Genomic DNA, 13,808 nt, shown 5'->3' with positions numbered 1-13,808 from the left:
AACGTGTCCACCCCCGCAGCCCGCAACGCCGCCACCCCGTCGGCAAACCGCACCGCCTCCCGCACATGCCGCACCCAGTAGTCAACGCCACAGATCTCGTCAGGATCGGCCAGCGCCCCAGTCACGTTCGACACGACAGGCAGCTCGGGCGCGGCGAAGGTCAGCCGCGACAGCACCGCCCGGAACTTCGCCAGCATCGGCTCCATCAACGGACTGTGAAACGCGTGACTCACCGCCAACCGACGGGTCCGCACCCCCCGACCCCGCCACGCCCGCTCCACCACGTCCAAGGCGTCCACCGCACCCGACACGACGACAGAAGCCGGGCCGTTCACCGCCGCGATGCCCACCCGATCGGACAACCCGTCCAACGAGGACAACACGTCCGCCTCGGCCGCATTGACCGCCAACATCCCACCACCGGCCGGCAACGCCTGCATCAACCGACCCCGCGCCACCACCAACGCACACGCATGCTCCAGCGACAACACCCCCGCCACATGCGCCGCCACGATCTCACCAACCGAATGACCACCCACGAAATCCGGCACCACACCGAACGACTCCACCAGACGGAACAGGGCCACCTCAACCGCGAACAACCCCGCCTGCGTGAACACCGTCGAATCCAGCAGCCCCGCCTCAGCGGAGCCCTCCGAAGCGAACAACACCGACTTCAACGACTGCGGCAACCCACGATCCAGGTGCCCACACACCTCGTCCAACACCGACGCGAACACCGGGAACGACGCGTACAACTCCCGACCCATCCCCGCCCGCTGCGCGCCCTGACCGGAGAACAACACGGCGAGGGGACCCCGGTCGACAGCGCGGCCGGCGACGACCGCGCCGGACGGCTCGCCCGCCGCCAGGGCACGCAGCCCGGCGAGGAGATCGTCGCGGCCCGTCGCCACGACCACCGCGCGACTGTCCAGGGCAGCGCGGGAGGTGACCGACGACCACGCCACGTCCACGGGACGCGCGTCGGCGCCGGCGTCCAGCCAGGCCGCCCAGCGGCCCGCCTGCGCGGCGAGGGCGGCGTCGGTGCGGGCGGACAGCAGCACCGGCACGGCGGGCAGCGCCCGCCCGGGGACGAGGTCCTCAGGCGCCGCGTCGGCGGAGGGGGCCTGCTCGATGATGGTGTGCGCGTTGGTGCCGGAGACGCCGAATGATGACACGGCGGCCCGGCGGGGCCGGTCCACGGCCGGCCACGGCCGCGCCTCGGTGGCGAGTTCCACGGCCCCGGCCGACCAGTCGATGTGCTGCGACGGCGCGTCGACGTGCAGGGTGGGCGGCACGACGCCGTGCCGGATGGCCTGCACCATCTTGATCACACCGGCGACGCCGGCGGCGGCCTGGGTGTGGCCGATGTTCGACTTGACCGACCCCAGCAGCAGCGGCGTCTGGCGGTCCTGCCCGTACGTGGCGAGCAGCGCCTGCGCCTCGATCGGGTCGCCGAGCCGGGTGCCCGTGCCGTGCGCCTCCACGACGTCCACGTCCACCGGCGACAGGCGCGCCGAGGCGAGGGCGTGGCGGATGACGCGCACCTGGGAGGGGCCGTGCGGGGCGGACAGGCCGTTGGACGCGCCGTCGGAGTTGACGGCGCTGCCCCGCACGACGGCGAGGATCGGGTAGCCGTGGCGTTGGGCGTCGGAGAGCCGGGCGAGCAGCAGCATGCCGACGCCCTCGGACCAGGAGGTGCCGTCGGCGGCGGCGGCGAACGCCTTGCACCGGCCGTCGGCGGCCAGCCCGCGCTGCCGGCTGAAGCCGACGAAGACCGCCGGGGTGGGCATGACGGTGACGCCGCCGGCCAGGGCCAGCTCGCAGTCGCCGTTGCGCAGCCCCTGGGCGGCGAGGTGGATCGCGACGAGCGACGAGGAGCAGGCGGTGTCGACGGTGACGGCCGGCCCTTCGAGGCCGAGCGTGTACGCGACGCGGCCGGAGATGACGCTGGTGGCGTTGCCGGTGAGCAGGTGCCCCTCGCCGTTCTCGGCCTGCGCCATGATCCCGTCGTAGCCGTGCGAGGCCGCGCCGACGAACACGCCGGTGCGGCTGCCCCGCATGGTGGCCACGGGCAGGCCGGCCCGCTCGAACGACTCCCACGCGGTCTCCAGCAGCAGCCGCTGCTGCGGGTCCATCGCGAGGGCCTCGCGGGGGCTGATGCCGAACAGGTCGGCGTCGAAGTCGGCGGCGTCGTAGACGAAGCCGCCCTCGGAGACGTAGCTGGTGCCGGGGTGGTCGGGGTCGGGGTGGAACAGCCGGTCCAGGTCCCAGCCCCGGTCGGCGGGGAACGGGCCGATGCCGTCCCCGCCGTCGCGGACGAGGTCCCACAGCTGCTCGGGCGAGGCGACGCCGCCCGGGTAGCGGCAGCTCATCGCGACGATGGCGATGGGTTCGCCGTCACGGGCCTCCAGCTCCCGCAGCCGACGCCGGGTGCGCCGCAGCTCCGAGGTCGTACGCTTCAGGTACTCGACGTACTTCTCGTCCTCGTTGCTCACCGTGGACCCACCTCACTCGGCATGCCGTGGTCGTTGCGGCTGGTCACGACGTCTCCAGCTCGCGGTCGATCAGGTCGAAGATGTTCTCGGCGGTGGCCGACTCCAGGTCGTCGTCGCCGCCCGCGTCGGACTGCCGCTCGGCCAGCCGGTCCAGCAGGCCGTGCAGCCGGTCGGTGATGCGGCGGAACTCGTCGTCGGCCGGGTCGAGGCCGGCGAGGGCCGCTTCGATGCGGTCGAGGTCCAGGCCGGCCCCGGCGAGCGCCCCGCCCCCGGTCCCGCCGGCACCGGCCCCGCCGGGCCCCGCCGCCGCCGGGGCGAGCTGCTCGGCGAGGTGCGCGGCCAGCGCGGCCGGCGTCGGATTGTCGAAGACGAGGGTGGCGGGCAGCCGCAGCCCGGTGGCCGCGCCGAGCCGGTTGCGCAGCTCGACGGCGGTCAGCGAGTCGAAGCCGAGTTCGCGGAAGGCCCGGGTCGGCTCGATGCCGGCCGGGTCGCCGTGGCCGAGGACGACGGCGACGTTCGACAGCACCAGGTCGCGCAGGGCGCGTACCCGCTTGTCGGCGGTGAGGCCGGCGAGCCGCGCCGCGTACGCCTGCCCGTCGGCGGCCTCACCGGCGGCGGCCCGGCGGCCGGCGGCGCGGACCAGCCCGGTCAGCAGCGGGTGCACGGGCGCGCCCGGCGCGGCGACCCCGGTGCTGATCTTCGCGGGCATCAGCACGGCCCGCTCGGACCGCCAGGCGGCGTCGAACAGGGCGAGGGCCTCCTCGTTGGACAGGGCGGCCATGCCGCCCCGGTCGAGGCGGCGGATGTCGGCGGCGTCGAGGTGCCCGGTCATGCCGCTGGCCTGCGCCCACCGGCCCCAGGTCAGGGAGACCGCCGGCAGGCCGAGGGCCCGCCGGTGCTCGGCGAGGGCGTCGAGGAACGCGTTGCCGGCGGCGTAGTTGCCCTGCCCCGGGCCGCCGAAGACCCCGGCGGCGGCGGAGAACAGCACGAACGCGGTCAGCTCGTGGCCGGTCGTGGCGCGGTGCAGGTTCCAGGCGGCGTCGACCTTCGGCCGCAGCACGGCGGCGAGCCGGTCGGGGGTCATCGACTCCAGCACCCCGTCGTCGAGGACACCGGCCGCGTGCACGACGGCCCGCAGCGGGTGCCGGGCGTCCACCATGGACAGCACGTCGGCGACGGCGTCCGGGTCAGCCAGGTCGGCGGCGACGATCGACACGTCCGCGCCGAGCGCCTTGAGGTCGGCCAGCAGCGCGTCGGCGCCCTCGGCGTCGGGTCCGCGCCGGCTGACCAGCAGGAGCTGCCGGGCGTCGTGTGCGGTGACCAGGTGCCGGCAGAGCAGCGCGCCGAGCGTGCCGGTCGCGCCGGAGACGAGGACGGTGCCGTCGAGGCGGGGCGCCTGCGGGATGCTCAGGGCGAGCTTGCCGACGTGCCGGGCCTGGCTGAGGAAGCGGAACGCCTCCGGGGCGCGGCGGACGTCCCAGTCGCGGCGGGGCAGCGGGCGCAGCGCACCGGTGGCGAACAGCGCCACCAGCTCGGCGAGCATCTCGCCGATCTTGTCCTGGCCGGCCTCGATGAGGTCGAACACCTGGTAGCCGACGCCGGGATGGTCGGCGGCGACCCGCTGCGGGTCCCGCTTGTCGGTCTTGCCCATCTCGACGAACCGGCCGCCGGGGGCGAGCAGCCGCAGCGACGCGTCGACGAACTCGCCGCTGAGCGCGTTGAGCACGACGTCGACGCCGCGCCCGCCGGTGCGGTCGCGGAACGCGTCGACGAAGTCGAGGCTGCGGGAGGAGGCGACGTGCGCGTCGTCGAAGCCGGTGGCGCGCAGCGCCGGCCACTTGCCGGGGCTGGCCGTGCCGTAGACCTCCGCGCCGAGGTGGCGGGCGATCTGCACGGCGGCCATGCCGACGCCGCCGGCCGCCGCGTGCACCAGCACGGACTCGCCCGCGTCGAGGCGGGCCAGCTCGACCAGGCCGTACCAGGCGGTGAGGAAGACCACCGGCACGGCGGCGGCCTCCGCGTACGACCAGCCGTCGGGGATGCGGGTGACGAGGCGGTGGTCGGTGACGGCGACGCTGGCGAACGAGCCGGAGAACAGGCCCATCACCCGGTCGCCGGGGGCCACGCCGGTGACGCCGGGGCCGACGTCGAGCACCACGCCCGCGCCCTCGTTGCCCAGCACCTCCTGGTCGGGGACCATGCCGAGGGTCAGCACGATGTCCCTGAAGTTGAGGCCGGAGGCGCGCATCGCGACGCGTACCTGCCCGGCCGGCAGCGCGTCGCCGACCTCGGGGCAGGGCAGCACGGCCAGGTTCTCCAGGGTGCCCTTCTCGGTGACGTCGAGCCGCCACGGCACGTCGTCGCCGGGCAGGGCCAGCGTGCCGGCGTCGCGGGCCCGCACCAGCCGGGGCACGAGCAGCGCGCCGTCGCGCACGGCGACCTGCGGCTCGCCGCAGGCGACGGCCGCCGGGACGGCCGCGAGGCAGCCGGCGTCGTCGTCGGCGTCGAGCAGCGTGAACCGGCCGGGGTGCTCCGCCTGCGCCGAGCGGACCAGCCCCCACAGGGCGGCGCGCGCCAGGTCGCGGGGGGCCTCGCCGGGGGCCGCGCCGACCGCCCCGGCGGTGCGCAGCACCAGGCGGGACCGCTCCAGGCCGGGTTCGGTGAGCCAGCCCTGCACGAGCGCGAGAGCCTCCCGGGCAGCGTCGTGCGCGGCGTCGCCGGCCCGCGTCGGGTCCGCGCCGACCCACTGCGCGACCACCACATCGGGTACGTCGCCGCAGCGCTCGACCTCGGCGGCGAGGGCGGCCAGGTCGGCGTGGTCGGTCACGGGGTGCCCGGCGGCGGCCAGCGCGGCGGCGAGGCCGGCCGGGTCGTCGCCGAGCAGCGCCCAGCGGGTGCCGCCCGCCGCGTCGACCGGCTGGTCCAGCGGTGTCCAGTCGAGGTGGAACAGGCAGTTGCGGCGCAGGGCGGCGGCCTCGTCGGCCCGGCCGGCGGCGACCGGGCGGAACGTCAGCGACTCGACGGTGGCGACGGGCTGCCCGGCGGTGTCGGCGAGCGTGACGGCGAGGGTGTCGGGGCCGAGGGGACGCAGCCGCACCCGCAGCCGGGTCGCCCCGTGGGCGTGCAGGCCGACGGCGCGGAACGCGAACGGCAGCCAGCCCGTGCCGGCGGTGTCGCCGCTGGCGGCCACGTCGCCGTCGCGCTTGCCGGCACTGTCGCGGTTGCCGTCGCCGAGCAGCCCGGTGAGGCCGCTGGCCTGGAGCGCCGCGTCGAACAGGGCGGGGTGCAGGCCGAAGCGGGGCGCGTCGGCGGCCACCGCGTCGGGCAGGGCCACCTCGGCGTACGCCTCGTCGACGCCGCGCCACACCCGGCGCAGGCCCCGGAAGGCCGGGCCGTAGCCGAGGCCGCCGCCGGCCATGTCGGCGTACCAGGCGTCGAGGTCCGCGTCGACCTCGACGGCGTCGGCGGGCGGCCACTCCCCCGGCGCGACCAGCGGGGCGGGGAGCTGCGGCAGCAGCAGGCCCTCGGCGTGCCGGGTCCACTCGCCGTCGCCGTCGCCCTCGGGGCGGGAGTGCACGGTGACGGTCCGCTCGCCGGTGTCGCTGGGCGCGCCGACGCGTACCTGCACCTGCACGGCCCCGGCCGGTGGGACGACGAGCGGGCTGATCAGGGTGAGGTCGCCGACCTGGCCGGCGTCGACCTCGTCGCCGGCCCGGACGACCATGTCGACGATCCCGGTCCCGGGGACGATCACCGCCCCGCCGACGGCGTGGTCCGCGAGCCACGGGTGGGTACGCACCGACAGCCGGCCGGTGAGCACGACCGTCTGGTCGTCGGCGACGGGGATCGCCGCGCTGAGCAGGGGGTGCCCGGCGTCCTGGAGGCCGGCGGCCCCTACGTCCCGGACCTGGTGCGCGGGTGGCTCCAGCCAGTACCGGCCCCGGTCGAACGCGTACGTGGGCAGCGGCACCACGCCGGCCTCGGCGAGGACCTTCGTCGGGTCGACCGGCAGGCCGATCACGTGCGCGGTGGCCAGGTTGGTCAGCAGCCGCATCGGGTCGTCGTCGCCCCGCCGCAGGCTACCCAGGGTGTAACCGGTGACGCCGACGTCGTCGAGGATCGCCGTCACCGGCATCGTCAACACCGGATGCGGACTGATCTCCACGAACGTGGTGTGCCCCGCGGCAACAGCGACCCGCACGGCCGCGTCGAACTGGACGGTCTGCCGCAGGTTGTCATACCAGTAGTCGGCGGTCATCGACGCCGGGTCGACCCAGTCACCGGTGAGCGTCGAGACCAGGCGGGTGTGGCCGGGGCGGGGAGTGATGTCGGCCAGGTCGGCGCGCAGCCGTTCCGCCACGTCCTGCACCGACGGGGAATGCGACGCGTAGTCCACCGGAATCAGGCGGGCGCGGATCCCCTCGGCCTGACACGCGTCCACCAGGTCCGCAACCGGCTGCGGCGGCCCGGACACCACCACCGTGGCGGGACCGTTCACGGCGGCCACACCCACACCCGGGAACGCGGGGAGACGCTCGGCCACCGCATCGGCGGACAGGTCCACCGACGCCATCGCACCCGTCCCCCGCAGCACCGCAAGCGCCCGCGACCGCAACGCCACCGTCTTCGCCGCATCCTCCAAGGACAGAATCCCGGCGACACACGCCGCACCGATCTCACCCTGCGAGTGACCCACCACCGCCTGCGGGGCCACGCCCGCGTTCTCCCACACGGCGGCCAAGGCGATGCCCACCGCCCACAGGACCGGCTGCACCACCTCCACCCGCTCCAACCACGACTCGTCATCGCCGGTCAACACCGACACGAGATCCACGTCGAGATACGGGGCGAGGGCACGCTGACACTCGGCCAGCTTCGCGTCGAACACCGGCGCACGACCCACCAGACCAGCGGCCATGCGTGCCGACTGCGCACCCTGACCCGGGAACACGAACACCGGCCCGGCGCCGTGACCCGACGCCACACCGCTGACCACATTGCCCGCCGGCTGACCGGACGCCAGCGCGTCCAACCCGGCGAGGAACTCCTCCACACCCGAACCGACCACGGCAGCCCGCTGGTCGAACGTCGACCGGCTCGTCGCCAGAGACCAACCGACCGCAGCGGTGTCCAGCACGCCGTACTCCCGCACGTGGGCGGCCAGCCGTCCGGCCTGACCAGCCAGGGCCGCCTTCGACCGCGCCGACACCGGCCACACCGTCACGTCGGCGTCGACCAGCCCCGGCGAGCGGGCCCCGGCCGACGCGTCGGCGGGCTCGTCGCCCTGCTCGACGATGACGTGCGCGTTGGTGCCGGACATGCCGAACGACGACACCGCCGCCCGGCGGGGTCGGTCCGTCCCGGGCCACGGGGTGGCCTCGGTGACCAGTTCGACGGCTCCGGCCGTCCAGTCGATGTGCCCTGACGGGGCGTCCACGTGCAGGGTGGCGGGCACGGTCCCGTGCCGCATCGCGAGGACCATCTTGATGATCCCGGCGACGCCGGCGGCGGCCTGGGTGTGGCCGATGTTCGACTTGATCGACCCGAGCAGCAGCGGCGCGGCGTCGCCCCGGTCCTGCCCGTACGTCGCCAGGAGCGCCTGCGCCTCGATCGGGTCACCCAGCGTGGTGCCCGTCCCGTGGGCCTCCACCACGTCCACATCGGCCGTGGACAGCCCCGCCGACGCGAGGGCCTGCCGGATCACCCGCTGCTGCGACGGACCATTCGGCGCCGTCAACCCGTTCGACGCACCGTCCTGGTTCACCGCGCTCCCCCGCACCACGGCGAGCACCCGGTGACCGTTACGCCGAGCGTCCGACAGCCGCTCCACCAGGAGCACCCCGACGCCCTCACCCCACCCGGTGCCGTCGGCCGCCTCGGCGAACGCCTTGCACCGGCCGTCGGCGGCCAGGGCCCGCTGGCGGGAGAACTCGGCGAAGGTGGCGGGGGTGGTCATCACGGTGACGCCGCCGGCCAGCGCCAGGTCGCACTCGCCGCGCCGCAGCGCCTGCACCGCCAGGTGCAGTGCGACGAGGGACGACGAACACGCCGTGTCCACCGACACCGCCGGCCCCTCCAACCCCAACGCGTACGCCACCCGACCCGACACCACGCTCGCCGCGTTGCCGGTGCCCGCGAAGCCCTCCGCAGCATCGGCGGACATCATCAACAGGGCCCCATAGTCCTGGCCGTTGGTGCCGACGAACACCCCTGTTCGCGAACCCCGCAACCCCGCCGGGTCAACCCCTGCCCGCTCCACCGCCTCCCACGACGCCTCCAGCAGCAACCGCTGCTGCGGGTCCATGGCGAGGGCCTCACGGGGGGAGATGCCGAAGAAGCCGGGGTCGAAGTCGGCGGCGTCGTGGAGGAAGCCGCCCTGGTCGGCGTAGCTGGTGCCGGGGGTGGCGGGGTCGGGGTCGAAGAGCCGGTCGAGGTCCCAGCCCCGGTTGGTGGGGAAGCCGCCGATGGCGTCGACGCCGTCGGCGACGAGCCGCCACAGCTGGTCGGGGTCGGCGATGCCGCCGGGGTAGCGGCAGGCCATGCCGACGATGGCGACGGGGTCGTCGCCGTCCACGGTGGGCGCGGCGGCGGCCGGGGCGGGGTCGGCGGCGTCGCCGAGGAGGCCGCCGAGCAGGAAGCGGGCCAGCACGATCGGGCTGGGGTGGTCGAAGACGAGGGTGGTGGGCAGGGCCTGCCCGGTGGCGGCGGCGAGCCGGTTGCGCAGTTCCACGGCGGTGAGCGAGTCGAAGCCGAGGTCCCGGAAGGCGGTGGTGACGCCGATGGCGGCGGGTCCGCCGTCGTGGCCGAGCACGTCGGCGGCGTGGTCGCGGATCAGGTCGGCGAGGGTCTCCTCGCGGCGGGCCGGGGTGAGCCCGGCGAGGCGGCGGCGCAGGGTCGCGGCGGGGCCGTCGTCGCCGTCGTCGGTGGGTGCGCCGCCGTCGAGGGCGGCCTTCGCCTCGGGTACGCCCTCCAGCAGGGGCCGCCGCCGGGCGGAGGCGTACGCGGGGGCGAACCGGGTCCAGTCGACGTCGGCGACGGTGAGGGTGACGTCGTCGTGGTCGAGGGCCTGCGCGAGCGCGCCCATGGCGACGGCGGGGTCCATGGCGGGTACGCCCCGGCGGCGCAGCTGCTGGTCGGAGTCGGCCCCGTGCATGCCGCCGTCGGCCCAGGGGCCCCAGGCGACGGCGGTGCCGGCGTGCCCGTCGGCGCGGCGCTGCTGCACGAGCGCGTCGAGGTAGGCGTTGCCGGCGGCGTAGCCTGCCTGGCCGGCGCTGCCCCAGGTGGCGGCGATGGACGAGTAGACGACGAAGGCGTCGAGGTCCCGGTCGGCGAGCAGCTCGTGCAGGTGGGTCGCGCCGGTGGTCTTGCCGCCGGTCACCTCGGCCAGTTCGGCGGCGGTGACCTCGGCGAGGGGGGTGGTCTGGGCGACGCCGGCGGTGTGCACGACGGTGCGCACGGGCGGGCCGTCGGCTTCGACGCGGCGCAGCAGGTCGGCGAGGGCGGCCCGGTCGGCGATGTCGCAGGCGGCGACGGTGACCCGGGTGCCGAGGGCGGTGAGTTCGGCTTCGAGGTCGGCGGCGCCGGGGGCGGCGGGGCCGCGCCGGCTGACGAGGACGACGTGTTCGGCTCCGGCGGCGGCGAGCCAGCGGGCGGCGCGCGCGCCGAGGCCGCCGGTGCCGCCGGTGATGAGGGCGGTGCCGGTGGGCGTGTAGCGGCGGGCCGGGGGGCGGTCGCCGAGGGCGGCCCGGACGAGACGGCGGGCGAAGACGCCGGGGCCGCGTACGGCGAGCTGGTCCTCGCCGGTCGTGCCGGTGAGGATCGCGGCGAGCCGGCCGGTGGCGCGGGCGTCGGGTCGGGTGGGCAGGTCGACGAGGCCGCCCCAGCGGTGCGGGGCCTCGACGCTGACGACCCGACCGAGTCCCCAGGTGGCGGCCTGGGCGGGGTCGGCGAGCCGGTCGTACGCGGCGGCGGCGACGGCGCCCCGGGTGACGAGCCACAGCGGGGCGTCGTGGCCGGCGTCGCCGAGGGCCTGGGTGAGGGCGAGGGTGGCGGCGAGGCCGGGCAGGGTGGCGTCGGTGGTCGGGGGTGCCCAGGCGAGCAGGGAGACGACGCCGGCGAGCGGGGTGTCGCCGAGGGCGGCGGCGACGGCGGCGCGGTCGGCGTCGGTGGCGACGGTCAGCGGCAGCGGGTCGGCGCCGGCGTCGGTGAGCGCGGCGCGGACCGCGGCCACGGCCGGGTCGTCGGCGAGGCCGGCGGGGAGCGCGAGGAGCCAGGTGCCGGCGAGCCGGCCGGGGGCGGGTTCGGCGGTGACCTGCCATTCGGCGCGGTAGCGCCAGCCGTCGAGGACGGTGTGTTCCTGCCGCTGCCGCCGCCAGTCGGCGAGGGCGGGCAGCAGGGCGCGCAGGGAGTCGGCGGTGGCGTCGTCGATGTGGAGGGTGTCGCGCAGGGCGTCGAGGTCGGCGCGTTCGACGGCGTCCCAGAACCGGTGGTCGAGCGGGTCGGTGCCGGTGGCGGGGTCGGCGGGTGCCTCGGCGGGCACCCAGTAGTGCTGCCGCTCGAACGGGTAGGTGGGCAGGTCGACGAGGCGGCCGGGCCGGTCGGCGAGGACGTCGGCCCAGCGGACGCCGGTGCCGGCGACGTGCAGGTGGGCGAGCGCGGCGAGGAGGGCGCGGCGTTCGGGGCGGTCGCGGCGCAGGGCGGGCACGACGGCGGCGGGGGCCACGTCGGGGGCGGCGGTGACGGTGGCGAGGGTCTCCTCGGCGGTGGCGGCGAGGACGGCGTCGGGGCCGACCTCGACGAAGGTGCCGACGCCGTGGGCGCGCAGGGTGCGTACGCCGTCGGCGAAGCGGACGGCCTCGCGGACGTGCCGCACCCAGTAGTCGGTGCTGCGCAGCGCCTCCGGGTCGGCGAGGTCACCGGTCAGGTTGGACACGATCGGCAGGGCCGGCGCGCGCAGGTCGAGGCCGGCGACGACGGCCGCGAACCCGGCCAGCATCGGCTCCATCAACGGGCTGTGGAACGCGTGGCTGACCTTCAGCCGCCGCGTCTTCACCCCACGCGCGGCCCACCGCCCGGCCACCTCGTCCACGGCGGACGCCGCGCCCGACACCACGACGGACGTCGGGCCGTTGACGGCGGCGATCCCGACCGGGCCGGTCACCCCGTCCAGCGACTCGACGACGGATGCCTCGTCAGCGGCGACCGCCAGCATCGCCCCGCCGGGCGGCAACGCCTGCATCAGCCGACCCCGCGCCGCGACGAGCTTCGCCGCGTCGGCGAGGGTCAACACCCCGGCGACGTGCGCGGCGACGACCTCCCCGATGGAGTGGCCCGCGACGAGGTCCGGGGCGATCCCGAAGGAGCCGAGGAGCCGGTGCAGGGCCACCTCCACGGCGAACAGCCCGGCCTGGGTGAACACCGTCTGGTCCAACAGCGCGGCCTCGGGCGTGCCGGCGTCGGCGAACAGCACCTCCCGCAGCGGCCGGGGCAGGTGCGGGTCGAGGGCGGCGCACATCTCGTCGAGGGCCTGCGCGAACACCGGAAACGCGGCGGCCAGTTCCCGCCCCATGCCGGCGCGCTGGGCGCCCTGCCCGGAGTAGAGGAACGCGACGGCGCCGCGTTCGGCGGCGGCACCGGTGACGAGGCCGGGGGCGGGCCGGTCGTCGGCGAGAGCGGTCAGGGCGGCGAGCAGCCCGTCGGTGTCGTCGGCGAGGACGACGGCCCGGTGTTCCAGGGGGCTGCGGGAGGTCACCGAGGACCAGGCGACGTCGGCGGGGTGGGGGGCGGCGTCGGCGACGTACCGGGACCACTGCTCGGCCTGGCGGCGCAGCGCGGTGCGCGTGCGGCCGGTGAGCAGCACGGGCGCGGGCGGCTCGGGGTGGTCGGCGGCGGCGGTCGCGGCGTCGGCGGCCTCGGGCTGTTCGAGGATGAGGTGGGTGTTGGTGCCGCTCATGCCGAACGAGGAGACGGCGGCCCGGCGGGGCCGCTCCACGGCCGGCCACGGGGTGGGCTCGGTGACGAGGGTGACCGCGCCGGCGGCCCAGTCGACGTGCGGGGTGGGCTCGTCGACGTGCAGGGTGGCGGGCACGGTGCCGTGCCGCATCGCCAGGACCATCTTGATGATGCCGGCGATGCCGGCGGCGGCCTGGCTGTGGCCGAGGTTGGACTTGATCGAGCCGAGCAGCAGCGGCGCGGCGTCGCCCCGGTCCTGGCCGTAGGTGGCGAGCAGGGCCTGGGCCTCGATGGGGTCGCCGAGGGTGGTGCCGGTGCCGTGGGCCTCGACGACGTCGACGAGGTCGGGGGTGAGCTTCGCGCCGGCCAGGGCCTGCCGGATGACCCGCTGCTGGGCGGGGCCGTTGGGGGCGGTGAGCCCGTTGGACGCGCCGTCGGAGTTGACGGCGGAGCTGCGGATGATCCCGAGGACGGGGTGGCCGTTGCGGCGGGCGTCGCTGAGGCGTTCGAGCAGGAGCATGCCGACGCCCTCGGACCAGCCGGTGCCGTCGGCGGCGGCGGCGAACGACTTGCACCGGCCGTCGGCGGCGAGCCCGCGCTGGCGGGAGAACTCGACGAACGGGCCGGGGGTGGCCAGCACGGTCGCGCCGCCGGCGAGGGCGAGGCCGCACTCGCGCTGGCGCAGGGCCTGGCAGGCGAGGTGGACGGCGACCGACGACGACGAGCAGGCGGTGTCGACGGTGACGGTGGGCCCCTCCAGGCCGAAGGTGTAGGCGAGCCGGCCGGAGACGACGCTGGCGGCGGAGCCGGTGAGGACGTAGCCCTCGACGCCGGGGGCGCGGTGCAGCACGGCGGCGTAGTCCTGGCCGGAGGTGCCGACGAACGCGCCGGTGCGGCTGCCGCGCAGGGACAGCGGGGCGATGCCGGCGCGTTCGAACAGCTCCCAGGTGACCTCCAGCAGCAGCCGCTGCTGCGGGTCCATGGCGAGGGCCTCGCGGGGGGAGATGCCGAACAGGGCGGCGTCGAAGCGCCCGGCGTCGTAGAGGAACCCCCCGGCGGCGGTGTACGAGGTGCCGGGGTTGTCGGGGTCGGGGTGGTGCAGCCGGTCGAGGTCCCAGCCCCGGTCGGTGGGGAACTCGCCGATGGCGTCGCCGCCGGCGGAGACGAAGTCCCACAGCGCCTCGGGTGAGCTGATGCCGCCGGGGTAGCGGCAGCTCATCGCGACGATGGCGACCGGCTCGGACTCCTCGGCGGTGACCTCGCGCAGCCGCTGGCGGGTCTGGTGCAGCTCGGCGATGACCCGCGTGAGGTACTCGCGCAGCCTCTCTTCGTCCGCCATGGTTGATCTCGCTCCCTCGT

Annotated in this window: 2 protein-coding genes; both read right to left on the bottom strand. The window is 76.1% G+C overall.

The genetic code is table 11. The features are described from left to right. A partial coding sequence (locus tag GA0070558_RS29970) for a type I polyketide synthase (protein ID WP_141722366.1) occupies positions 1 to 2,498 on the bottom strand: 2,498 nt, incomplete at its 3' end. A gap of 43 nt (positions 2,499 to 2,541) precedes the next feature. Next, on the bottom strand, positions 2,542 to 13,788 hold the full coding sequence (locus GA0070558_RS29965) for a type I polyketide synthase (protein WP_091286124.1): 11,247 nt from the start codon (positions 13,786 to 13,788) through the stop codon (positions 2,542 to 2,544). Between the last annotated feature and the right edge of the window lie 20 nt (positions 13,789 to 13,808).

It is taken from the genome of Micromonospora haikouensis, assembly GCF_900091595.1.
GTDB classification, from domain to species: domain Bacteria; phylum Actinomycetota; class Actinomycetes; order Mycobacteriales; family Micromonosporaceae; genus Micromonospora; species Micromonospora haikouensis.
Note: the sequence above shows the minus strand (reverse complement) of the source record. Positions and strands in the feature narration are given on the sequence as shown.

Coding starts and splice junctions, on each gene's coding strand:
- GA0070558_RS29965 (WP_091286124.1), bottom strand. CDS start 13,788: ATGGCGGACGAAGAGAGGCTGCGCGAGTACCTCACGCGGGTCATCGCC.